Here is a 24,807-nt window from a genome sequence, read left to right as displayed (position 1 = left end):
AATCAGCCAATCACCTTGTCGTTGATCAGAGCAAGAATGGCTTGCTCATCCAAACCGCTCAACGAGCGGTGGAACGCCTGCGACCCAAAGCGTTCTCTGGGATATCCAATGGCATGATGATGCACAAATCGGCGCATCGATTTTCCCCGCAGCGCGAGCGCATGCGCCAACTGCATGCCGAGCCCGCCCGCGGCAAGATGCTCTTCGATGACGATGACGGGCAAGTCTTCGTCAATCGCCGACAGCACCTCGTCCGGAATGGAGGGAAGCGGCAGCTCCGTCACGGCCCATACAGCAGGCCGCACAGAAGGATCTAGCTGGCCGAGCGCACGCCAAGCCACGCCGGCCAAGGGCCCCAAGGCGGCGAGAATGCCGTTTTGCCCCGGCAGGACGAGCCGCCATGGCGCATATGCATCAAGGGCGGCGCCTTGCGGACGGCAGTCATAGCCGAGACGCAGATAGGTCGGACCTTCGAACGAGGCCAGCATGGCGGGGATATCGTCATCGAAGGCCGGTGCCAGCACGCGAACACCGAGCGCGGTCATGGCGGCGCAATCCTCCAGTGCATGATGGGTCGGCCCCATATAACCATAGGCATAGCCTCCGCCGTTACCGACCAGACAAACCGGCAATCGCCCCAAGCATATGTCATTGCGTATCTGCTCGAATGGCCGCGCGTAGCAAAAAGGCGCGATGCTATAGGCAAATACCTTGAAGCCCTCGCGCGCCAAGCCCGCAGCGACACCGATCATGTTTTGTTCGGCAACTCCGGCATTGACAAAGCGCGGCCCGAGCGCGGCCCTGACGTTTTCAAGGGCCATGAAGCCCAGATCACCCGTAAGGAAAAAATGGTCTGGATCAGCACATCGTTCGATGACCGCAGAGGCAAAAGCATTTCTCATGATAATAATTCTGCGTTTATTTTGGCGCACGCCTCGGTATAAGCATCCTCGCTCAGAGGCAGATAATGCGACTCAAGCCGGTTTTCGTAATGCAGGCCGCGGCCTTTGACTGTGTCCAGAATCACGATCAGGGGCTTGTCTTTTTCACCTGCGGAAACTGCCTCGAGAATGGAGGAGTGATCATGACCGTCTGCCATCTTCACCGTCGCTCCGAATGCGGCCAGGCGCGGCGCGAGATCGTTGCATGAGATCACCTCCAAGGTTGTCCCGAAACCTTGCAAGCCATTCTGATCAATGAGGATAGTCAGGTTATCGAGGCGTTGGTGTGCGGCAAAGATCAAGGCTTCCCAGCATGCTCCTTCCTGCCATTCACCATCCGAGCACAGACAATAAATCCGCCGCCCATCGCCCTTGTGGCGCGCAGCCATTGCGAGCCCGGCGGACAGCGAGGGGCCGTGCCCGAGACTCCCTGTCGAAAACATCAGGCCGGGTATGCCGGGACCGGATGGATGCCCGGGCAGCGTCGTGTTGTCCAGACAAAAACTATCCAGTGCCTCATCACGCAACTTGCCTTGGCTCCAAAGTGTTACATACAGCGCACCGGCCGCATGTCCTTTTGAGAGCACGAAACGATCGTCGGGCTGCATCACTGCATGGTGAAGGGTGATCAAGGCGTCAAGGCACGAAAGGTTGCCGCCCAGATGCCCCGCCTTGGCGCGGTAATGCATATCCAGAAGCCTCTTGCGCGCCTTCAGGGCAATCTGCCGCAGGTTGCCGGTGTTGTTCATGAAATTATCTGTTCCGTGTTCAATGTGCCGCCCGGCTTGTGCTTACGATGGCCGGACTCGCATTTGTTCGCATGCGATTCTGGCACGCTCAGGTGAATGCACCGGTTTCAACAGGTACTGCTTGAGGTCCGGTCTGGCAAGTACGGCAGGAACAGGCTCGGGCGAAACAAAACTTCCGACCGCCCTGTAATTCTGCGCAACATGAATCCCGTATCGCTCCATCAGCAAGGGCGACAATGCACGACTTCCTGCGGGCTCTATCAGAATCCATGCCTTGGCAATATCGTCACATGAGGCCCGATCAAGGGAAGCCTTGACAAATCCTTCACTTCCCTTGTACCCACCGACCAGCCACGGTTGCCCGATAGCCCGGCCGCCAAGCGCAAATACTGCGCCCGGCGCGTGGCCGGTCAAATCAATGACCGGTTCTCCACGCACGAACCCCGACTCTTGCGCAGTGTGCTTGAGTTGGCGGACATATTGCGCGGCGATTGGCGACAGCAACAATGGCGATTCCTGCACTCCCATCCGTACCAGTTCCTGACTCAGGCGCAGCGCTTGCGGCTGGCGATACGGATGCTCCATGCCTGCATTCACGAGCAGCAGCGTGATCAATTGCGCGCCAGCCGCGATCGAAAGCAGGATTCGCGCGGCCGCCTGCCGAGGAAGTGCCGGCGCCAGCCGCACCACCCCCGCCAATATCCAGAACAATCCCGCTCCTGCACTCGCGTACCAGTAATTGTTGTTGCTCCCGAACGCGTACACGTAGGGAAGCAGCAGAAAGCATAGTCCGAGGGAAAAGTTGCCTTGTGTCATTTTAACAAATGACTCCTTCGGCAATTTCACCAGCGAGATCAAGACCACGCCAAAAGGGACTGAAGCTATGAGCAACCCTTGGAACGAGGAGGGCGGGATGATGTCTGCCATATCTTCAAACATGCCAAAGACCATTCCGATACTGGCGAGGAACGACATCAATGCCATTGCCGCGCCGATCAGCCGGGCTTTTTCGTTGCGCAGCAACAGCAGGAAGGAAGGCAGGAAGACAATGACAATGCCGGTTTTCAGAAGAACTTTTTCGTTTTCGGTGAGAGCGAATTCCCCCAGCCGGAAAATCTGCGAAGCGGTGTGCCCCGCACCGACCATTTTGTACAGTTCGATGGCATTGGTTAAGCGGGCGATGAATCCATGCAGCGACCCATCGATGAGGGCTGCGGAACTGCACCACAGAACAACCGCAGTCGCCACGGATATCAGCAAGCGCCGGAAGTTGAGCTTGCGCGCCAACAGCAGGTAACACGGCACAACGACACCCAACATGGCTGCGGATGTCGGTTTGGCCATGAAGGTCAGCCAGCCAGCGACACCAATCAGCACATACCCGATCACACTGGCGCGAACGGATTCCCGACCCGTCAGCAGAATACCGATCGCCGCAACGAGCAGCGCTTGAAGCGCGAGACTGTTATAGCTGGGGGTGGGCAGCCAAGTGACGAGAGACAGCAGACTGCTCAGGGAAAGTGCCGCGGATATTGCCATCCCTTCCGCAAGGGAGAGCTGTCTTGCCGCTGTGCGGAAGAAAACGACGAGCAAGCCCCACGCAAGCGCACAGGTGATCAAGGCATTCGCTTGCCGGAGCAGCGCAATGTCGCCGCCAACCAGGCGATACAAAGGATGATAGACAAACCCGAACTGCGTTGCGGAGATATCGAACGACCACGGACTGGATATCCAGATGAGATAAAAGCTCTCGTCGGTGAAGTCGAACCCGTGGCGCATCCGCGCCAGGATCCAGACCAGCGCGGCAAACGACGCCACGACCGGAACCGCGAGGGCAATCCATCGCAAGCCGGATTGTCGCTGCTGTTCAATTACATTGGTGGATGCAATCGTGGCACTCACGTTATTCATGACATTTTTTCATTCACTGCACGCCGATATCGCGGCAAAACCGAATTGTGCCATCGAATAGCGCGTGGCCTCGCATTTTTCATGACAGACACGTGAACCACGATGCATGGAATGCACAGATTCAACGGGGCCCGCCAATAGCAAAATTCATTGCAGGGCGATGCTGCGCATGTTCAGGCGCAGCAGGGAATCCTCCCATCCGGGCAAATCGCAGAAGGTGCGCATGAAACGCTCACTGTTCAATCCGAATTGACGGGACGTCTGGCCGCTGCAGGATAGTCGCTCGATGCAATGGGAAGTAGGGTCGTTTCGCTTACCAGATTGGAATTTTCCAGAATTGCTTGAGCAAAGCCGTCCCGTTTTGCCGAGCAAAAAAATCTTCATGCGAAAACCTCCGCATCGGCCAGAGTCTTTGCAATCCGATCTTTCGCCGAAAGAATGGGAGCGGCGTCGAGCGGCCAGTCGACGGCAATGGCCGGATCGTCCCAGCGTATCGCACGCTCATGTTGCGGCGCATGGAAATCGGTCACCTTGTACAGGAATTCCGCCGTCCCGCTCTTGACCAGGAAGCCGTGCGCGAATCCTTCAGGAATCCACATCTGCAAGCGATTTTCGGCGGAAAGAACCGCGCCGGTCCAGCGTCCGAAATTGGGCGAGGATTTGCGCAGATCGACCGCGACGTCGAAGACTTCACCGAACACCACCCTGACCAGCTTCGCTTGCGGTTGACGTATCTGGTAATGCAGGCCATGGAGGGCGCCTCTCGTGGAACGGGTGTGGTTGTCTTCCACAAACCCCGGGCGCAATCCGGTGGCTGAAAAAAAACGCCGTTCGTTGAAACTCTCCCAACACTGGCCACGCCCATCGACATGAATCTCGGGTTCGATCAGCAGCACTTCGGGCAATGCCGTTTCAATAATCTTCATGACCGGAACACGTGTTCGGACACCACTCTCAACAGGTATTGTCCATACTCGTTTTTCTTCAATGGTTGCGCAAGTTTTTCAACCTGGACCGCATCGATATAGCCTTTTCGATACGCAATTTCCTCCGGGCAGGCAATCTTGAGTCCTTGGCGCTTTTCAATCGTCGCGATAAACGATCCCGCCTCGAGCAATGATTCATGCGTGCCGGTATCAAGCCATGCCATTCCCCGGCCCATCAACTCGACATGCAATTCCTCGCGACGCAGATAGTCGCGATTGATGTCTGTAATTTCAAGTTCGCCGCGTGTGGATGGCTTGACTTGTGCGGCAATGTCACATGCATTGGAGTCGTAGAAATACAGACCGGTGACAGCGTAATTGGATTTTGGAATGGCAGGCTTTTCTTCCAGCGACAGTACTTGACGCGTCTTGTCAAACTCGATCACGCCAAAACGCTGGGGGTCCTGAACATGATAGGCAAACACGGTCGCACCCTTGTCGTTTGCGGATGCGCGCACCAGAGTCTGTTCGAAGTTGCCGCCATAAAAAATGTTATCCCCGAGAATCAAGGCTGACGGCATGCCATTGATGAATTCACGGCCGATAAGGAATGCCTGCGCCAAGCCGTCCGGTGATGGCTGAACCGCATAGCGGAGATCGAGTCCCCACTGGCTGCCATCCCCAAGCAACTCCGCAAAGCGCGGCGTATCCTGCGGTGTGGAAATGATGAGGATCTCGCGTATCCCCGCCAGCATCAGCGTGGTGAGCGGGTAGTAGATCATCGGCTTGTCATATACCGGGAGCAATTGCTTAGATATGGACATCGTGACGGGATAGAGCCGGGTGCCGGAGCCGCCGGCCAGAATGATGCCTTTACGTGCGGCTGTCATGCTTTTCTTTCGTTGTGTTGACGGTTGCCATAATTCTTTTCAACCCATTTCAAGTATGCGCCCGACTGCACGTCGCGCACCCAGTCCTGATTGTCCAGATACCATCGGACCGTTTTTCGTATTCCGCTTTCGAACGTTTCCGCAGGCCTCCATCCCAGTTCCTGCTCGATCTTGCGCGCATCGATTGCATAGCGCCGATCATGGCCGGGGCGGTCTTGCACGAAGGTGATCTGGTTGCGATAGTTTGCGGCGTCGGCCCTGGGCGCGAGCGCATTCAAGATGTCGCACAGGGTTTGAACGACGTCGAGGTTGGTCTTTTCATTCCAGCCGCCGATATTATAGGTTTCGCCAGGGCGGCCATCGACGAGCACGCGACGGATCGCCGCGCAATGATCACTGACATACAGCCAGTCGCGCATGTTCTGGCCATCGCCGTAAATCGGCAGGGGCTTGCCGTCCAGGGCATTGGCAATGATCAACGGAATCAGCTTTTCGGGAAAGTGATACGGGCCATAATTGTTGGAACAATTGGTCGTCAGTACGGGCAATCCATAGGTGTGGTGATAGGCGCGCACCAAATGGTCCGATGCCGCCTTGGATGCGGAATACGGACTGTTCGGCGCATAGGGCGTGGTTTCGCGGAATGGCGCGTCATCCGGTCCAAGCGAGCCATACACTTCATCGGTCGACACATGCAGAAAACGAAATGCCGCACGGTCGGCATCGCGCAGGCCCGACCAGTAGGCACGCGCCGCCTCCAGCAGACTGAAGGTGCCGTTGACATTGGTTGCAATGAAATCGGCGGGGCCATGGATGGAGCGATCGACATGACTCTCCGCCGCGAAATGAACAATCGCGCGCGGCGCATGCGTGGCGAGAAGCGATGCCACATGCGCCGTGTCGCAAATATCCCCCTGCACAAACACATGGCGCAAGTCCTGCCCCAGCGCCGAAAGATTGTTCAGATTGCCGGCATAGGTCAGCTTGTCAAAGTTGATGACCGGTTCATCACTTTGCGAAAACCAGTCAAGAATGAAGTTCGAGCCGATGAATCCGGCACCACCCGTTACCAAAATCATGTCTGATCCTGTCCATCCTGTTTTTTTGAACAAGGCGCCGTCATCAAAAACAGCGCCCCGAGACAACCCGTATTGTCTCTGAAAACGCGCAATCTGCCTGCGAATGCGGACCTTCGTTCTGCCATCCCGCATCCAATCATGGTCCGACAGGCTCGGGTTGCTCAGGATGTCGCCGGCGATCGCAAGGCTTGCCGTGCTGTGCTTGCCTGAACGCGGCGATGCTTTGTTGCGGTTGACCATCGCAACGGACAAGGCAGCGACATTGCCATTTGCACTACCCCAATCCATGCTGCAGCATGCCCAGCATCTCCTGCGCCGACATCTTGCCTGCCACATCGCTGCCTTCCAGCAGACTGTCGGCCAGATCGCGCTTGTGCCTGTGCAGATCGACGATGCGCTCCTCGATGGTGTGCCGCGCGACCAGTCGGTAGATTGTGACCGGCCGCTGCTGGCCCATGCGGTGGGCGCGGTCGGAGGCCTGGTCTTCGACCGCCGGGTTCCACCATGGGTCCATGTGGATCACGTAGTCGGCGGCGGTGAGGTTCAAGCCGGTGCCGCCGGCTTTCAGGCTGATCAGGAACACGTCGCCGTCGCCGGACTGGAAGGCGTCGACGCGCTTCTTTCGCTCCCGCATGGTCGTGGCGCCATCGAGATACTGGTAGCGCAGCCCGCGTTGGTCGAGTTCGGCACGGATCAGGCTGAGGTGATCGACAAACTGACTGAACACCAGCGCCTTGTGGCGGTTCTCCAGCAGTTCGTCGAGCAATTCACCGAAGGCGGCCAGCTTGCTGCTGGCGATGCCGAGTTCCGGCGCGACCAGTTGCGGGTTGCAGCAGGCGCGGCGCAGCTTCATGATTTCGGCGAGGATTTGCAGCGACTTCTGTCCGGCCGGCGCGTCGTCTGCGGCCAGTTTCTCCAGTGCGCTGCGGCGCAGCGCCTCGTACAGCACGGCTTCGTCTTTCGAGAGATCGACTTCGCGCACGATCTCGGTACGCGAGGGCAGTTCGGCCAGCACCTGGGTCTTGGTGCGGCGCAGGATGAAGGGCTGGATCAGGCGGCGCAGTCGGGCGCGTGCGACAGCGTCCTGCTCGCGTTCGATGGGTGTGGCGAAACGCTGGTTGAACTGCTCCTGCGAGCCGAGCAGGCCGGGATTGATGAAACGGAACAGGTTCCACAATTCGCCCAGATGGTTTTCCAGCGGCGTGCCGGTGGCGGCCATGCGGAAGTCGGCCGAGAGTGCCATCACGGCCTGGCTGCGCTTGGTCAGCGCATTCTTGATCGCCTGCGCTTCGTCGAGCACGATGGTGCGCCAGTGCACGCCGGCAAACAGTTCGGCCTCCTGCTGCAACAGGCCGTAGCTGACGATGACGAGATCGAGCGGCTGCAATTCGGCCAGGGTGCGGTTGCGGTCGCCGCTGCCGAACAGGATGACGTTGAGCGTCGGCGCAAAGCGCGCGGCTTCGCTCTGCCAGTTCATGCACACCGAGGTCGGCGCGACCACCAGCGTCGGCCCCTGCGGTGCGCGCGACAGGATCAGCGCCAGTGCCTGCACGGTCTTGCCCAGCCCCATGTCGTCGGCCAGGCAGGCGCCCACACCCCAGTGCGCCAGACGCGCCAGCCAGCGGAAGCCCATGAGCTGGTAATCGCGCAGCTCGGCTTGCAGCGTGCCGGGCACTTGCGGCTCCAGCGTGTCGAGTTCGGCCAGGCGCGCCAGATGCCGCTTCCATTCCTTGTCGGCCTTGACACTGCCGGCGTCATCGGCCAGTTCTTCCAGCGCGAACGCGGCCAGTGGATGCACGCGCACGCCTTGCCTGTGCATCTCGCCGAAAGCCGCCAGCTCCGACAGGCGGCGGTGGAATTCTTCGGTGAGTGCGAGAAAGCGGTTGCCGTCGAGCGCGACGAAGCGCCCCGGACTCTGGCTGACCAGTTCCAGCAACTGGCGCAGGTCGAGCACGGTATCGTCGTCGACCTGCAATTGCCCGCTGACGGCAAACCAGTCGCGCTCGCTCTTGACTGCCAGCCGCATCTGGCGTGAATCAAGCTGCGCGCCGACGCGGAATTTTTCGCCTTCGGGCCAGGCGATCACTACACCGTCGGCGCATGCCTGCAACTGCAGCAGCAGTTCCAGGCTGGGTTGCGGCTCGGCCAGCCGCCATTCGCCGTGCGATTCCTCGGCCGTCTCCAGTGCCGCGCAGGCGGTCTTCAACGCCTTTGCCGCCTTGCGTTCGGCGGCCAGATCGCGGCGCGCCTGCAGGCGCTTGCCGTTCACTTCGGCGATCACGCTTTCGGTGCCCTGGCCGGGCGCATAGCAGGGGCCGCCATCGGCGAAGGGCTTGACCAGGATTTGCATCTTCAAGCCCGCTTCCCAGGGCAGCAGATGCACATGCAGACGGCCGTCCGCATCGACCTGCTCGACATCGGTCGCGCCGCCGCCGATATCGGACTGCACCGTGATCAGCGAGGACACCGCACTGACTGCCTGCAGCACCCGCTCCTTCGCCTGCGCCGGCACGCTCAGGCCGCCGCCCAGAATGGCCGCGATACGCCGGTGCTCGTCGCCGATCTTGAGGATGCGCAGGCGCGTCGGCGTTTCCTTGCTGATCAGTACGTCGCGGCCTTCCGGATCGATCGCCGGCTGCAGGCTGAGACGAACCTTGCCGGCGCTTTCCTTGATGAGCAGCTCCGGCTCGCCACGCAGCACTTCGACGCGCACCTCGGGTGCATCGCGCCAGAACACCAGCGGATGGCCGGCCAGCGCCGCCAGCGCCTTCATGTCATCGAGTTCGTAGCGCGAACCACCGTAGTAGTTGTAGGAAGAATTAAGGCCAATGGCGGCTGTCACGCGCGCATCCTGCGGCGTGAGGTAGCCCAATTGATCGCTCCCCTCGCGCAGGCGCGCCAGCGCCACCGCCCGACCCTTGCTCCAGTTGCCTTTCGCATCACGCTTCTGCTCGCGCGGCTCGACCCTCGCCATCTGATGACGCGGCTCATACGCAACCAGCCACACCAGCCGCGCCTGCGCGTCCGATTTCGGCACGGCTGCGGTTTGATGCAAGCCGATCAGCGCCGACAACTGCCGTTGCCACGCCTCCTGCCGCTCGAACCAGTCGCACAGGTCGTCAAGTCCGTATTGGCGGCGCAGCGCGGCAGCCTGCCCGCCATGGCGCGCCTCGCCCAGCCGCGCCAGCAATTCGCCGGCCTGTGCCGCGATGAAATGAAAGCCCGCGGCCTCGGCGCGCTGGAGCAATTCGGCCAATGCGGCCTGTCTGTTTCCGGCCTCCGGCAGCCCCAGCCAATAGCACAGCAAGGCCTGGAACAATTGCGGCAGCATCTGCGGCCCGGTCGAGCGTTCCAGCTCCAGCGCCGCTTCCGCCTTGCTCGTGCCGCCCTGCACCTGGTGCAGCAGGCTCAGCTTCAGGTACACCTGCATGTCGGGCCGATAGCCGGTGCGCAGCGCCAGCTCGAGACAGGTTTCGGCTTGCTTCCTGTATTTCGGTTCCCCCGAGCGCATCATCGCCAGCGCATACAGATAGCCGCACGGGCCGTCCATGACGATATTGCGCTTGCCCTGCTCCTTGCGCAGTGTTTTCAGCGCCGCCTCGAAGGCCGGCACCGCGCTGCCATGATCGCCGCGCAGCAGCAGGATCGCAGCACGCACGAATTGCGCTCCGGCGGTGTCGTCATCCTTGACCAGCGCCCATGCCTCCTCCAGCCGGCCGCACACCAGCCAGTGCTCCGCCAGCGCGAATCGCAGCAGGCTGGCATCGTGCCCGCCGCGCGCCAGATATTGCCGCGCCCAGTCCCGCAGCGGCGGCGCGGTTTCCGGCTCGGCCAGCGCATGCGACAGCAGATGCGCCATGACATTTTCCTGCAGCAGCGGATGCAGACGCGCGAACAGGTCCGGCTCGAACGGCCTGCCGCACAGCTCGACGAACGGATGCACTTGTCCGTAATCGCGAAACTGCATGCATGCAGCCAGCCAGGGATGCACCTCCTCCGGCGGCTGCCCGCGCAGCAGCGCCATGCGCAAGCGTGCCAGACCCTGGCGATAAGACCGCAAATAGGGGAAGCCGCTGTATGACATGCCAAGAGGGCAGCATGCCTCGACGGCCGCGCACAGCCGTTCGAATGAATCCTCATCGAGCGCTTCCCGCAGCGCCGGCATGTTCAATTCCGCAGCGCAGACGAAACCGCTGCCGTGTTCGTCACTGATAAAACCCTTGCGTCGCAACTGCGCCATCGTTTCGGCCAGCGAGCCGGCCGCATGAATCTTGCCGCTGCCGTCCCGGACACCGAGCCTGCGCAAACATTCGAGCAAGCGCGTCTTGCCCAGCGCCTCGCCGTGCAAGGCCAACAGCGTGACTAGGATTTTTTCATCAGGGGCGGCAGTATGAAATTTCTTGATGAGGTCTTGTGCGGTCATTGCGAGGATGGGTTGCGCTGCGGGAAAGCGATGCGCTCTTGAAAGCCTGAGCCGATCAACAACGGGCATTTTCGCATGCGCTCTCCAGACGCGTCGAGGATCGCCGCCATCATGCCGGACCTGATGAACGAGCCGGGCACGCCCATTGGGAACGCGCTCACAAAACCGCTCTTGTCTCCCTATACGGGCGCAACTCTTCGTGCATCCGGCTGCCGGCACAGTCAGCAGCGATATGGAGCGCGAATGTTTGTGCTTGCGAGCGATTGCCGATGCGCGGCAACGCTTGTTCCATTTACTCGCTTTCCCGCACCCGCAGGAAGCTGGCGAATCTCGGCAAGCCGGTCGCGGTCAGGTTGTAGTGGTCTAATTTACACAGACACCTCGATAGGTGGATCATTCACCTATCGAGGGAGTTATATGAACAAGAAACGCAGGGAGCGCCGGGACTTCGACGCGAACTTCAAGCTGGAAGTGGTGCGGATGGTAAAAGACCAGGGTTTGAGCATTGTCCATGTTTGCCAGAGCATGGACCTGGTGGACTCAGTCGTACGACGCTGGATCAAGCAGCATGAAGCCGAGTTGGAAGGCCAGCCGGGTATCGGCAAGCCGCTGACGGCGGAGCAGCAACGCATCCGCCAGTTGGAAGCCGAGAACCGTCAATTACGCGCGGATAACGACCTATTAAAAAAAGCCTCGGCCTTCTTTGCGCGCGAACTGAAATGACTTATCGCCTGATTCATCAGTTGCAACAGAAGGCCGTTCCTGTCCAGCAGGCATGCCGGGTATTGGCGGTCAGCCGTGCCGGTTACTATCAACATCGGCGGCGTGGCGAGCGCAAGGCCGACGTCGTCGCCAGCGTTCAGCTCAAGGCGGCCTTTGTTGCCAGCGGCAAGTCTTACGGCAGCCGTCGCCTGTGTCGCGCGTTGCAAGCGCAAGGCGTGATCATTGGCCGCTACCGCGTGCGGCGCTTGATGCGGGAGGCCGCAGTACGCCCTGTGTGGAAGCGCAAGTTCATCCACACCACCGACAGCAGGCACGCGTTGCCGGTGGCGGACAATGTGCTGGATCGCCAATTCGACGTGGCCGCGCCGAATCGCGCCTGGGTGTCGGACATTACCTATGTGCGCACCCGGCAAGGCTGGCTGTATCTGGCCGCCGTGATGGATCTGTTCTCGCGCAAAGTGGTGGGCTGGGCGATGGCACCGACCATGCCGGCCGAACTGGTCGCGTCGGCGTTATGCATGGCACTGCAACAACGCCAGCCGCCGCGCGGATTGCTGCTGCATTCAGACCGGGGAAGCCAGTATGCAAGTCTGGGGTACCAGGCGCTGCTTGAGCAGCACGGCATCGTCTGCAGCATGAGCCGCAAGGGCAATTGTTGGGACAATGCCGTGATGGAGCGCTTCTTCCTGAACTTGAAAATGGAACGGGTATGGCAGCGCGATTATGCCAATCATGGCGAGGCCCAACGCGACATCGCCGATTACATCGTCAGCTTTTACAACTGCACCCGTTTGCATTCAACCTTGGGTTATCTGCCACCCGCCGCTTATGAACAGAAAATGGCCGCAATTTTACCTATCGGGGTGTCTGAAAATACTTGACCACTACAGGTCGCGATAACGGTAGGTGACGGTGCTGCCAATGGCTGGCGACGCAAGACGCACGGCATCGTTCAAGCCACTACCGAGGCGAAAGCGTCGGCCATCCGGCATCATCACCACGATCGCACCCAGCATGCCGCGGCACTTCCCCTTCCCCGCCTCGTGCGCCACCATCACCGCTTCCGCATCCTGCTGCGGCTTCAGCTTCAGCAACACGTCCGACCTCCCTGTCTGCCAAACCGCATCCGCCCGGTGCAGCATCAGGCCTTCGCCTCCCTCGCGCACCACTTGCGCCAGCATCACCCGCAACGCCGCCTTGTCGGCCACGCGCGTCTGCGCCAGCACTTGCAGCCACGGAACGCCAGCCTGCGCGAGGCTCGTCTGCAGAACAGCGATGCGCTCGCTGAAACTGCCCTCGCCACCGGGCCGTTCATAGACTTGATAGCTGATGTTCTTCCACTCCGCATCCAGCGGTTCCTGCCTGCGTACGCGGCGGACAAGCGTTCGAAACTCCGGCGGCCCATCCACAATTCCCCATCCAGTGCATGCGCGGGCAATGGTGCAGTAAACCATGCAAGGGCATGAATCAACCTGCCTCTACGAAAGCGCAGACTCTTGCCATCCCAATATGCACGAACTGTTCCCGCCGCCCGTGAACCAGCCCCCAAAGGCAAGCGCAACAGCAAGGCGGCCAGCGCCATCCAGGGATGAACCCGCCCTGCCAACATCGCTCCGCCCGAGGCGGCGTCAGCTCAGACATGCATGCGTTCAGCCACGCGATGCCTGCCCGGCCTTCGCCGGCTGCTTGACCGTACGTAGATACGGCTTGACCGTGGTCCAGCCCTCGGGGAACAAAGTCTTCGCCTCGTCGTCGCTGACCGACGCGAGGATGATCACGTCCTCGCCGGGTTTCCAGTTCACCGGTGTCGCCACCTTGTTTTCCATCGTCAGTTGCATCGAATCGAGCACGCGCAGGATTTCATCGAAATTGCGGCCGGTGCTCATCGGATAGGTGAGCATCAGCTTGATCTTCTTGTCGGGACCGACGACGAACACGGACCGCACCGTCGCGTTGGTGGCGGGTGTGCGGCCTTCGGAAGTCCCCGGTTCGTCCGCGGGGAGCATGTTGTACAGCTTGGACACCGCAAGATCGCGGTCGCCGATGATCGGATAGTTGGGCGCATGGCCCTGCGTTTCCTCGATGTCCTTGGCCCATTTCGCATGGCTCTCGACGGGGTCGACGCTCAAGCCGATCAGCTTGCAATTCCGCTTCGCGAATTCGGGCGCGATCCTGGCCATGTAGCCCAGTTCCGTCGTGCAGACCGGCGTGAAGTCCTTGGGGTGGGAGAACAGGATCGCCCAGCCATTGCCGATCCACTGGTGAAAACTGATGGGTCCCTCGGTCGTCTCGGCGTTGAAATCGGGGGCCATATCGTTGATGCGTAGTGACATGTTCGCTCTCCTTCTTTACTGATTGCAATTGCGCTGTCAGCAACAAGTACACACGATCGTGATTGCTGCGAAACGCAGACTGCCCTGTGATCCTCGCTGCCGAAAGATTCCGTCATTTCACAAATGCTGAGGCGAAATGACAAGCAGAAGCTTCCACGTACAGCAGCCGCATATCCAGCATAGGTTCCGCCATCGCCACGCGTTTGATATTGCTCAATGCGTTACGGATGCGGGAAGTGTCATCCGGTAGCCGTGGTTTGCCGCTTGATTGTCAATTGGCCGCGATGTTGCCGTGAATGCTGAATGCGGATTGCCCTGCGCAACAACGCTTGTTTCGTTTATTCGGCTTGTTTCGTTTACTCGCTTTCCCGTACTCGCAAGAAACTGGCGAATCTCGGCAAGCCTGTCGAGGTGAAGTCACGATAGCGGTAGGTGACGGTACTGCCGATTGCGGGCGGCGAGCGGCGCAATGTGTCGCTCAACCCGCTACCCAGACGAAAGCGCCGGCCGTCCGGGGTCATCACGATGAGGGCGCCGAGCATGCCTTGATATTTCCCCTTCCCCGCCTCATGCGCCACGATCACCGCTTCCGCGTCCTGATGCGGCTTCAGTTTCAGCAAAACGTCTGAACGCCCGGTCTGCCATGGCGCGTCGGCCCGATGCAGCATCAAGCCTTCGCCGCCTTCGCGTACGACTTTCGCCAGTTTCATTTTCAACGCCGCCTGGTCGCTCACCCGCGTCTGCGCCAGGACGCGCAACCATGGCACGCCGACCTGCGCGACACTCGCTTGCAGGGCGGCGATGCGCTCGCTGAAACTGCCTTCGCCATCGGGCAGTTCATAGAGCTGATAGCTGATGGCCTGCCACTCTGCATCCATCGGCTCCTGCCTGCGTACTGCGGCGGACAGCCGCTCGAAGCGCTGACGTCCCATCCATAGTTCCCCGTCCAGCGCATGTGCGGGAAACTGTGCGGTGAACCAGGCGGGCGCATGGATCAACCTGCCGCTGCGGAACCGCAGATTCCTTCCATCCCAGTAAGCGCGAACGCCGTCCAGCTTTTCGCTGACCAGGTAATGCGCGAGATCGTGTTTGTCGGAATAGGTTTGTGCCAGCAGCAATGGCGGAGCGATCAGGTCGGGGCTGACAGTCGCCGACTCGGTGGAGTACGCCGGCATGCATGGCTGGAGGACGCCACTCAACAGCAATGCGGCGAGCAAAGGACGTAATGCGCGGGGTCGAGTCGTTTTCATGTTGACGTTGATATTGGGGGATGAAAAGGAAGGATTGTTCTGCGACGGGTATTTTATTGTTTTGATAACAACTCTCGGGAACGATATTGCCTTGGCGCGATAACTGTCAAATATCGCTTCAGCGACGTCGGACGAAATGCCACGGAATCGGGATGCGGCCCCGACGCGGGTGGTCGAGCGCAGTTGCCCGGGCCGCGCGCTTGCGCCGTCAGGCGCGCGATTACGAACGGCTTGCCGACACATTCACAGGAATGCCGCCGTCGTCTGCCTCATGCTCAATGAGGCCGCCACGATGTTGTGCCCGGGTGCGTGACACTCTCCATGCAGGGTTTTCCTGCAAATCGACACGTTCCAATATCTGGCGCACGGCACGCCGCCGGCGTTTCGCCACGGGCTTTCAGCCAGGACTGCGGCGCCCTGAACACTCGCACACGCCTTGGTATGATGCCGGCTTCACGATTCCACTGCGGTCACCCCATGAAATGCGCCATTCTCCCCGTCACGCCATATCAGCAGAACTGCAGCATCCTCGTCTGCGAGGAAACCGGACGGGCGGCGCTGGTCGATCCCGGCGGCGACGTGCCGCGACTGCGCGCGGCGCTGGAGCAGTTGGGCGTATCGCTGGAAAAAGTCTTCCTCACGCATGGCCATCTCGATCACTGTGCGGCGGCCGACGAAGTGCGCAAGGAATTCGGCGTGCCGATCGAAGGGCCGCAGCGCGAAGACAAGTTCTGGATCGATCAATTACCGGAGGCGACACGGCGCACCGGCTTTCCGCCAGCTGACGCATTCGAGCCGGACCGCTGGCTGGAAGACGGCGATACGGTGAGTTTCGGCAAGCAGACATTGCAAGTGCTTCACTGCCCGGGCCACACGCCCGGACACGTGGTGTTTTTTCATGTCGGTGTGCGCCTGGCTTTTGTCGGCGATGTCCTGTTCCAGGGATCGATCGGACGCACCGACTTCCCGCGTGGGGACTTTGCCACGTTGATCCACTCGATCCGGGAAAGGTTGTGGCCATTGGGCGATGATGTCGCATTTGTGCCGGGCCATGGTCCGACGTCCACTTTCGGGCATGAGCGCGTGCACAATTCCTTTGTCAGCGATGCGCGATTTCGATAGAGTTTGGCGAACGTACTGTTGTCATCCTAACTGGCCCGGCAGGTATCTCTGGCCCCCGAGAGATCAAGTCGATTTTGCATCGGGATGAAAGACAAGGAGCAGCGTCCGCCACATCGAACGCAGTATGTTCGGAGGCTCGTGCCGGAATCGAAGCCTGCTACAACCCCGCCGAGCAGAGGGCGCAGTGAAGGAAGTTCGGTGGAATGCATGTCAAATTCGAACTTCAGGCATTTGTTCGCAAGTCTTACGCCGCTGGCGTCAAAAAATAGATCGGGGTCAACGGCAAACGCCGCCGTGCGCTGTCATCCAGTTTGTCGTAGTACTGCACCCAAAACTCGACCAGCTTTTCCAGATCGATCAAGGTAATCTTTCGCGTTTCCTGCATGCGAGCGAACTCATTGGCGTCTTTGGTAAAACCGCCTGTCGAAACGAACAAGCCAACGTCGTCGTTACCGATCAAGGACGAGAATGCGCGCAGGGTATCGATCGCCACGCGCTGGCCGACGCGTTTGATCTGCACCTTGATGCGAGGCGGCTTGGTTCCGAGAGGGTCGTTATAGGCAAGAATATCCACGCCCCCATCTTTTCCCGGCGGAGAAACCCATGACACGTGATATCCCATCGCCCGCAACAAGTCGGCGACCAAGTCCTGGAAATCGTAAGGATTCATGGCGAGCAGATACTGTTCGATTTCCGACCACGACTGTTCCTCGGCTTGCTCAAACGTGATGCTGCTCGCCTTTTCGTCGGCATCCTCTTCGATCAGCTCCTGCTGAGTCAACGCCGCCATCGGCTGCTGTCCTTTTTGGCTGGCTTTCCATTCGCCGTAGAGTTTGACCGCCGTCCTGTAGAACGCCTCCGGGTCGGCGATACCGTCGTAGGCATCGATGCCGGCCGGTGTAACGGTCCACGTTCCCTTATGCTTGAGCATCCATCCCGCCTTGACGCAGTCCACGGTCGCGAAGCGCACGATTTTCTCGAAACGACGATCTCCCGTGGATTCATAAATCCCGGCCTCATACGGCGATAGCGTGACGGAATCGGCAAGTTTCTTTAACGCCAATCCCGCTTGCAATCCCTCTGGAGAATCCAACAAGATCGCAAAGAGTTTGCGGAGCAATTCGCCGGTACGTTTTCTAGTGACTTCAGCCATGGTGTTTTGTGGATTGATGGATTCAACTGCGCTCAATGCGCGGACATGAGTAAATCAAACACGATCTTCGCAAACCCTGCCACCTTTTTTGGATCGGATAGCAATTGCATCATCTGATTGCGATGCGCGTCGCTGCTGTCGAGGATGGCATCATCCACCGCCTTGGAAAAACCTCCCAACATCGCTTGCTCGGCAGGGTTGTTTTCCAGTTGCTGCATGACGGTTGAGTTCTCTTTGACCTTATCGCGAATCGTATACGCGTAATTGACCATGTCGTTATCGCTCAACTGATCGGTAATGAATAACTCATTCAGACGATGCACGATCTGCGACAAGAATTCGACCTTCTTGTCTTTCGCCTTCGCCGTACCGGCAGCGTCGGTCGGCTCCAGCTTGTATTCATCGGTGTCCTGCCGCAGCGTCAAATCCTGCTGGCGGATTTTGGAAAGCCGGTAACGACTTAACTCGACGGCATTCAAATCAATCTCATCGTCATCGGCCACTGTCTCGCGCAACATCGGACGCAGGTTGCGCGCATACAGACTCAGCTTCTCCAGGTTCTTGTCGTCGTAATCGACAATCTGCGACATGAATTCATAAAAGCGCACGAAAGTACCGAGATCCTTCTTGAAGATTTCGAGTCCATCTCTTTCCCGCTTGCACTCCTTGAAGCTGTTTTCAGCGTTGACAATCAGCACGGCATCCTTCGACTTCTTGGCGCGTTCGACGATTTCCTTGGCTTGTTTGTAAGCCTCGACCGCCGACTTGTACCGCTTCTGCCAACGCTCGACCGCGGGCTTGCAAATGTTGGCAAGCGCCGCATTGCTTTTGCTCTTCACGAAAAACGCATTGCAGAATTGCTCGACCTCCGGCCAGGTGAAGATGCCGGAGGCGCGCAGCTTGCCGAACAGATCGAACACCAGATCGGGATCGGATACATCCGCCAGTTCCGCCGTCTGGTAATACGGCTGAAAGGCATCCAGAATGTCCTGCGGCTCATTGAAGAAGTCGAGCACATACGTCCCGGTTTCCCGCTTGCCGGGATACGTCCGGTTCAGGCGTGACAGCGTTTGCACGCACTCGACGCCGGCCAGCTTCTTGTCCACATACATCGCGCACAGCTTGGGCTGATCGAAGCCGGTCTGGAACTTGTTGGCGACGATCATGACCCGATAGTCGTCCGTATCAAAGGCCTTGCGCATGTCGCGGCCCTTGAGGTTCGGGTTCATGTTCGACTCGGTGAATTTCTGCCCGAGCAGCGCATCGACATTCGGGTCTTTGTCAATGAATTCCACCTCGCCCGAGAACGCCACCATCGCGTGGATTTTCTGGTAACCGGCTTGCGCGATGTACTTGTCGAAGCCGAGCTTGTAGCGCACCGCCTCCTTGCGCGAGCTGGTGACCACCATCGCCTTGGCCTGTCCGCCGAGCAGCCCCATGACATTGTTCTTGAAATGCTCGACGATCACCTGCACCTTCTGGCTGATGTTGTAGTCGTGCAGGCGCACCCACTGGTTGAGCTTGACATGGGCTCTCTTGCTCTCCACCTCCTGATCGCCCGCCTGAATCTTCATCGCCAGGTTGTAGGCAACCTTGTAGTTGGTGTAGTTCTTCAACACATCGAGGATGAAACCTTCCTCAATCGCCTGACGCATGCTGTACACATGATAGGCGGCAGGCTTGTTGGTCTTGGACGACGGCTCGGCAGGATTCGGCAAACGGCCGAACAGCTCCAGCGTCCTGGCCTTCGGCGTGGCGGTGAAGGCCAGATAACTCACGTTCTTCGATCCACGGCGCGAGGCGACGGTCGCATCGAGAATATCCTCGGTCGTCACTTCGTCTTCATCCGAGTTCTCAACGCCTTCGACCATCAGCACTTCCTTCAGCTGGCGCGCCGTCGTTCCGGTCTGCGAGGAATGCGCCTCGTCGGCGATCACCGCGTAGTTGCGCTCTTTCAGGCTGACGCTGTTCTCGATCGCCTTCAGCACATGCGGAAAGGTCTGGATCGTGACGATGATGATCGGCTGCGACTGCTCCAGCGCCGCCGCCAGCTTCTCCGCCTTCGAGCCGTCGCCTTCCTGCCGGTTGATCCGCCCGACCACGCCATCGGCATGCTCGAACTGGAAAATCGTGTCCTGCAACTGCGCATCCAGCACCGTTCTGTCGGTGACCACGATGACGGAATGAAATTGCTTGTTGCCATTGGCGTCGTACAGCGAGGACAACTGATGCGCGACCCACGCGATCGAATTCGACTTGCCCGAGCCGGCGCTATGCTGGATCAGATATTTCTGGCCCGGCCCTTCGCTGCGTGCCGCATCGAGCAGCCTGTTGACCACGTCCCACTGGTGATAGCGCGGAAAGATCAAGCTTTCCTTCTTGTATTTGCGCCCCTCCCAATCCTCCTTCTCCTCGATCTGCAAGTGCACGAAACGCGCAAGAATGTTGAGCAGGTTATCGGGCAGCAGCACCTCGTTCCACAGATACTCCGTCGCGTACTTCGTCACGTCTTCCGGCACATCGTTGCCGGCGCCGCCATCCTTCGTCCCCTTGTTGAACGGCAGGAAAAACGTCTCCTCTCCCTCCAGCCGCGTCGCCATATGGACCTCGTACTGGCTGACCGCGAAATGCACCAGCGCCCCGCGTTTGAAGGTCAACAAAGGCTCCGGCTTCTTCGTCACCGGATCGATCGGCAGCCGCGTGGTTTTGTACTGCTTGATTGCGTTATGCACCGCCTGCTTGAATTCCGACTTCAGCTCCAGCGTCGCCACCGGCAAGCCATTGACGAACAAGACCAGATCGATGCGCCACGCCTTCGCGCGCACCGCCTCATCACCCCCCTTCACCCAAGGGCTGTACACCAGCTCCGGCACCACGCGCAGTCGGTTCTGCTTGTAGCGCGCCAGCGTGTCCGGGTTCAAATCATGCTCAGGCTTGAACTGGCACAGGGAAAAGCGCGTGCCACGGTCGCGCAATTCGTGACGCAAGACGCCCAGCGTGCCGAAAGTACGCAACTCCTTGTCCGCCGCATTCGGATCAGCCTTGTTCAATTGCGTCGCGACGCGCTCAAGAAATTTCTGTTCAGGCTGGTTCGGATACAGCGCGCAGAACTTTTGCCATTGCTCATCCTGCGTGTCTTTCACGAAGCCCAGCACATCCTCTTCATACAAGGCCAGCGCGCGGTTGTATTTTTCAGGAGAGCCGAGCAACCAGCCATTGGCGACCAGCTGCCGGATCATGTCGTTTTGAAAGACGAGTTCGTTGACTTTGCCGTGGCTGGATAAGGTCGTCATGCGGCGATCTTCTTGTGGGTGGTGTGGGAGGGCGCTTGCCAGTCGCGGACGTCGATCTTGCCGGTGACGGCGGCGGAGATGAGGGCAGTGCGGCGTTCTTGCATCAGATTAATGCTTTCAAGGCATTTTGCAATTAAGGCGTCAAATTTCTTGCACTCATCGTCTAGATATTCATGAATCTCTTTTTGTTCTTCGAGTGGCGGCATCGCGAAAACAATATTTGCAATTCGGCTCAAGCCTAAGTCGTTGTTCGTGGCGCCATACGTAGATAACTGTGATTGCTCATAGCATGCTGTCCCATTTAAAGCATAAGCCACGAAAAAGGGAGTAACTTTTGTTCGAATCGTTTTGAGAACAGCTACATGCACCCAAACCTGAAAAGGAAAATCAAGATCGACAGCGCGGGCTATTCCAGTTGTTCCGCCTTTTGTAAGTAACACGTCCCCCTTCTCAGGTCGAATTCTCTTATTAAATTCTAAGAAATCTCTCTCGCAAATAAATTTGGCGTCTGACAATGACCATCCATCAACTTTAATATTTCTCGCCGATATGAACATGTAACCGTCGTCAACATATGATGGCGAAAAGTGAGGTCCATCTACAATTTTCGACGCCGCATTTTTGATTCGTGAAACCTTCCAATGCTCCGGCATTTCGCCAAGCCACTCAACGCCTGAGTTGCGCATTGGCACATCGCGATTCAAACCTTTGGTCACGGTATGACTAATCACTGCCTGACGTTTTTCTTTTAGCAGTTTGATGAGTTGTTGCTGTTTCTCGATCAGGGTATCGATCTTGGCGGTTTCGTGGTCGAGGAAGTTGGTGATTGACTGCGCCTCGTCCACCGGAGGGCTGGGATAAAAAACGTTCGATAATGCGTAGGTTCCTAACCCGTAACGGGTCAATCCATTTGCTCTTGTAGAGAAATATGCTTTTGCATAATCACTTTCAAAGACGCGTTTAATATAGCGTCCATTTCCTTCAATATGGGGCCTGACGATTGCTAAATGGTAGCCACAAATAACCCCCTCGATATCTTCTGGCACATATGAGGGAATCGCAATATCGTTTGGATCTTCGGAGTCTTTGGTAATTAAAGTATCCCCAGCCTTCAGCGAAAATTTTTCTATTTGCTCCGGTGTCGCAGTAGCGCTCATGAACTCAATTGAGCTCGTAATCCGTTCGCTGTAGTAGACGTCCGTGTAGTTACAAAGCCTTACCGGAATTTCTCCTTCTTTTGATTTCTTGTCGACGTTACTTGGGAAAACCGAAGCCTGAAATTTCAGCTTCTTCAAATTCCAATGTTTCGGAATACGGTTCAACCATTCAACGCCCAAATCTTTGTATTCTTCATAAGGTCGATATTTTCGATTCATCATGAATGCACCTCTTGCAGCAGCTTCATGATCTCCGCACTCACCGCATCCAGATCCGCATCGATCTCGGCCAACTCCCTCGGCGGCTGGTACTGATAAAAATGCCGGTTGAACGGAATCTCATATCCGACGATACCGATCTGCTGATCCTTCTCATCCTTCTTGCTGCCGTCGATCCACGCATCGGGCACATGCGGCAGGACCTCCTTGATGAAGTAGGCTTCATTCACTTCATTGACCGTCTTTGACGGGTCGAGCGCGACGTTTTCAAAGTCGCGCAGGTCGCTGTCGGCCTTGTATTCGATCACCTTCCTACCGACGGCGAACAAGCCGTAGAGGGGATCGGCCTTGCCCTTGTGAATTTTCTTGATGACTTTTTCGGCCTCGGGATTTTTCCAGCTCACGGCGTCGGTGAGCTGCTTTTTCTCTTTCGCATCGAGCGTTATCTCTTGCGCCTTGCAGGCGTCGGCGAGCACGTCGTCGAAAGTATTCATGTCGTCGTGCTGCGCGCTGCCTATGGCCTGTTGCAACTGCCGGGCCTTGAGCAAGAGCCGCTTTTGCGCGAGCCAGGTGTCGCGGTCGAGCAAGTCCTTGATCTGCTTTTCCTTCAGGTCGGGGAAGTGGATTTTGACGTAGCGGCGGATCGTGTCTTCATGCGCGTGCAGGTCGCCGTAATACGGGCAGGCGAGGTCATCGCTCCATGTATGACCACTGTTGGCGCTGTCTTCGACGCCGAACCACGCATAGGCCCATTGCATCGCGGCGTTCACTGCGCCGGGCTCGAAGCGCAAGGCAGCGAGGCGTTCGTCGCTGAACTGCCAGGACATGCGCAGCGGGCGCTCGATGGTGATACGGCGGTAGCCGAATTCGTGGGTCTGGAAGATTTTGCTGGCGAAGGTTTTCGGGGCTTCGGTTTTCGAGGTGACGGATTGCCTGCCGCGATTGCCTTTCTGTTCTGCCGGTTTGTCGAGTGCACGTGCATCCACGACCTCGTAGTTGCCGAAGCAACGGGTGATGGTGGCGATGTCGTCGTCGTCCATGACGTTGCGCTTGCTGCCCAGGGACTTGCGCATCTTGCCGCACAGGTTGCTGCCGTTGATGAGTTGTACCTTGCCTTTGCGCTCGGCGGCTTTCTTGTTGGAGAGGATCCAGACATAGGTGGCGATGCCGGTGTTGTAGAACATGTCGGTCGGCAGCGCGACGATGGCTTCGAGCAGGTCGGCTTCGAGGATGTAGCGGCGGATTTCGGATTCGCCGGAGCCGGCACCGCCGGTGAACAGGGGTGAGCCGTTCAGGATGATGCCGATGCGTGCACCTCCAGCGGAAGCGTCGTGCATCTTGCTGATGAGATGCAGGAGGAATAACAGCGAGCCGTCGGACACACGCGGCAGGCCGGGGCCGAAGCGGCCGTCGTAGCCCTTTTGCATGTGCTCGGCGACGATGTCCTGCTCGATCTTTTTCCAGTCCACGCCGAAGGGTGGATTGGAGAGCATGTAGCTGAACTTGATGCCATGAAGCTGATCGTTGGACAGCGTGTTGCCGAGCTTGATATTGCCGACTTCCTGCCCCTTGATCAGCATGTCTGCCTTGCAGATGGCGTAGCTTTCGGGGTTGAGCTCCTGGCCGAAGGCGACCATCTTCGCCCGCGGGTTCAGCTCGTGCACATATTCCATGCCGGATGAGAGGAAGCCGCCGGTACCTGCGGTCGGGTCGTAGATGGTGCGGACGATGCCGGGCCTGGTGAGCGCCTCGTCGTCTTCCATGAACACGAGTGCCGTAGTCAGGCGCACGATGTCACGCGGGGTGAAATGTTCACCGGCCGTGTCATTCGAGCTTTCGGCAAAGCGCCGTATCAGTTCTTCAAAGACCAGGCCCATGTCGTGGTTGGAGACGGCCTTGGGGCTGAGGTCGATGGTGCGAACCTTTTGCACGACCTTGTAGAGCAGGTTGGCGTCGTTGAGCTGACCGATGAATTCGGCGAAGTTGAAATATTCGAAAATCTCGCGAGCGTCTTTGGAGAAGCTTTGGATGTAGCTTTCGAGATTGGCCTTGATGCCGACTTCGCCCAGCTTGGCGAGATCCATTTTCGAGGTGTTGAAAAACTTCAGATCGCCAGTTGGGCGCAACAGCATTTTTTCTTGCGCCTCTTCCGGCAGGTTCATGCCCTGGATTTTTTCGTACTCGACGAGCACTTTTTCCTTGGTGGGTGCAAGTACGCATTCGAGTCGGCGCAACAGGCAGAACGGCAAGATGATGCGGCCGTATTGACTTTGCCTGAAGTCGCCGCGCAGCAAGTCGGCGATGGCCCAGGATTCGGATGCGAGATTATTTGATGTCTGTGTCATTGAAACAATTTTCTGATTTTTGGATCGGTGCGATAGTGGCCTTGCCCAGCGATTCCCAAGAGCGTGCACATGACGCGCTGGTTTTTTGTGCTGCCCTATCCTTCGCTTCTTGGAGGCCGAGGGTATTACTCAGCAGTCGGGAATCTGGACGACGGCTGCATTGCTTCAACTCCTTCCCCTTCAAGGGGAAGGGGAAGGCGGAGATGGGGATGGGTTTTACGCTGCGGATTTAACCCATCCCCCCTTGCAGGGCGCACAGAGGCTTGCAAGCCTCTGCTGTTCCGCAGGCGAGG

At 58.4% G+C, this 24,807-nt stretch carries 17 protein-coding genes; 2 read left to right on the top strand and 15 right to left on the bottom strand.

Features of this window, described 5'->3' with window-relative positions; genetic code table 11:
• Positions 1 to 2: 2 nt before the first annotated feature.
• From D3870_RS00235 to D3870_RS00200, 8 genes are all read right to left on the bottom strand, one after another.
• Positions 3 to 932, bottom strand: a complete 930-nt coding sequence (locus D3870_RS00235; RefSeq protein ID WP_242489799.1) for a transketolase family protein — start codon at positions 930 to 932, stop codon at positions 3 to 5.
• The gene (locus tag D3870_RS00230; RefSeq protein WP_119735681.1) at positions 899 to 1,690 is read right to left on the bottom strand and encodes a transketolase; all 792 of its coding nucleotides are present in this window, start codon (positions 1,688 to 1,690) and stop codon (positions 899 to 901) included. The genes D3870_RS00235 and D3870_RS00230 overlap by 34 nt, the downstream gene beginning before the upstream one ends.
• 42 nt (positions 1,691 to 1,732) lie before the next feature.
• Positions 1,733 to 3,601: a hypothetical protein gene (locus D3870_RS00225; protein WP_119735679.1), complete on the bottom strand. Its 1,869-nt coding sequence runs from the start codon at positions 3,599 to 3,601 to the stop codon at positions 1,733 to 1,735.
• Between the two features lie 147 nt (positions 3,602 to 3,748).
• Positions 3,749 to 3,985: a hypothetical protein gene (locus tag D3870_RS22600; RefSeq protein WP_242489798.1), complete on the bottom strand. Its 237-nt coding sequence runs from the start codon at positions 3,983 to 3,985 to the stop codon at positions 3,749 to 3,751.
• Positions 3,982 to 4,527, bottom strand: coding sequence for a dTDP-4-dehydrorhamnose 3,5-epimerase (rfbC, locus tag D3870_RS00215; RefSeq protein ID WP_119735677.1), 546 nt, complete (start codon positions 4,525 to 4,527; stop codon positions 3,982 to 3,984). Before rfbC ends, D3870_RS22600 begins: the two co-directional genes overlap by 4 nt.
• Complete coding sequence (rfbA, locus tag D3870_RS00210) at positions 4,524 to 5,417, bottom strand: glucose-1-phosphate thymidylyltransferase RfbA (protein WP_119735675.1); 894 nt, start codon at positions 5,415 to 5,417, stop codon at positions 4,524 to 4,526. Before rfbA ends, rfbC begins: the two co-directional genes overlap by 4 nt.
• Complete coding sequence (rfbB, locus tag D3870_RS00205) at positions 5,414 to 6,496, bottom strand: dTDP-glucose 4,6-dehydratase (protein ID WP_119741451.1); 1,083 nt, start codon at positions 6,494 to 6,496, stop codon at positions 5,414 to 5,416. The genes rfbA and rfbB overlap by 4 nt, the downstream gene beginning before the upstream one ends.
• A 274-nt stretch (positions 6,497 to 6,770) precedes the next feature.
• Positions 6,771 to 10,919, bottom strand: coding sequence for a DEAD/DEAH box helicase (locus tag D3870_RS00200; RefSeq protein WP_119735673.1), 4,149 nt, complete (start codon positions 10,917 to 10,919; stop codon positions 6,771 to 6,773).
• A 417-nt stretch (positions 10,920 to 11,336) separates the two neighbouring features.
• On the opposite strand from D3870_RS00200, the gene D3870_RS00195 reads away from it, so the two are divergent.
• Positions 11,337 to 12,523, top strand: a protein-coding gene (locus tag D3870_RS00195; protein WP_242489871.1) for an IS3 family transposase whose coding sequence is annotated in 2 segments (ribosomal slippage) — positions 11,337 to 11,613 and positions 11,613 to 12,523 — 1,188 coding nt in all. Because the reading frame shifts where the segments join, the coding sequence is not laid out codon by codon here.
• 3 nt (positions 12,524 to 12,526) lie between these two features.
• On the opposite strand, the gene D3870_RS00190 is transcribed toward D3870_RS00195, so the two are convergent.
• The 3 genes from D3870_RS00190 to D3870_RS00180 all read right to left on the bottom strand — a co-directional run bounded on the left by D3870_RS00190 (position 12,527) and on the right by D3870_RS00180 (position 15,225).
• Positions 12,527 to 13,051: an ATP-dependent DNA ligase gene (locus tag D3870_RS00190; RefSeq protein ID WP_199710475.1), complete on the bottom strand. Its 525-nt coding sequence runs from the start codon at positions 13,049 to 13,051 to the stop codon at positions 12,527 to 12,529.
• A gap of 240 nt (positions 13,052 to 13,291) precedes the next feature.
• Positions 13,292 to 13,975, bottom strand: a complete 684-nt coding sequence (locus D3870_RS00185) for a peroxiredoxin (RefSeq protein ID WP_119735672.1) — start codon at positions 13,973 to 13,975, stop codon at positions 13,292 to 13,294.
• A gap of 356 nt (positions 13,976 to 14,331) precedes the next feature.
• A complete protein-coding gene (locus tag D3870_RS00180) occupies positions 14,332 to 15,225 on the bottom strand; it encodes a DNA ligase (protein ID WP_119735670.1) in 894 nt (297 codons plus the stop codon).
• A 477-nt stretch (positions 15,226 to 15,702) separates the two neighbouring features.
• Here D3870_RS00180 and D3870_RS00175 point away from each other — a divergent pair, with 477 nt between their 5' ends.
• The gene (locus D3870_RS00175) at positions 15,703 to 16,347 is read left to right on the top strand and encodes an MBL fold metallo-hydrolase (protein ID WP_119735668.1); all 645 of its coding nucleotides are present in this window, start codon (positions 15,703 to 15,705) and stop codon (positions 16,345 to 16,347) included.
• 244 nt (positions 16,348 to 16,591) lie between these two features.
• On the opposite strand, the gene D3870_RS00170 is transcribed toward D3870_RS00175, so the two are convergent.
• Genes D3870_RS00170 through D3870_RS00155 form a run of 4 tightly spaced genes read right to left on the bottom strand, consistent with a single transcriptional unit; the run spans position 16,592 to position 24,514 of the window.
• A complete protein-coding gene (locus D3870_RS00170) occupies positions 16,592 to 17,536 on the bottom strand; it encodes a restriction endonuclease (RefSeq protein ID WP_242489797.1) in 945 nt (314 codons plus the stop codon).
• On the bottom strand, positions 17,533 to 20,793 hold the full coding sequence (locus D3870_RS00165; protein WP_119735667.1) for a type I restriction endonuclease subunit R: 3,261 nt from the start codon (positions 20,791 to 20,793) through the stop codon (positions 17,533 to 17,535). Before D3870_RS00165 ends, D3870_RS00170 begins: the two co-directional genes overlap by 4 nt.
• Positions 20,790 to 22,172 (bottom strand): restriction endonuclease subunit S, encoded by a 1,383-nt coding sequence (locus D3870_RS00160; RefSeq protein ID WP_119735665.1) that lies wholly within the window; start codon positions 22,170 to 22,172, stop codon positions 20,790 to 20,792. Before D3870_RS00160 ends, D3870_RS00165 begins: the two co-directional genes overlap by 4 nt.
• Complete coding sequence (locus tag D3870_RS00155; RefSeq protein WP_119735663.1) at positions 22,169 to 24,514, bottom strand: type I restriction-modification system subunit M; 2,346 nt, start codon at positions 24,512 to 24,514, stop codon at positions 22,169 to 22,171. Before D3870_RS00155 ends, D3870_RS00160 begins: the two co-directional genes overlap by 4 nt.
• Positions 24,515 to 24,807 lie beyond the last annotated feature (293 nt).

The organism is Noviherbaspirillum cavernae, assembly GCF_003590875.1.
GTDB classification, from domain to species: Bacteria; Pseudomonadota; Gammaproteobacteria; order Burkholderiales; family Burkholderiaceae_D; genus Noviherbaspirillum; species Noviherbaspirillum cavernae.
The sequence above is the reverse complement of the archived record's forward strand: the minus strand, read 5'-3'. Positions and strand labels throughout refer to the sequence as shown.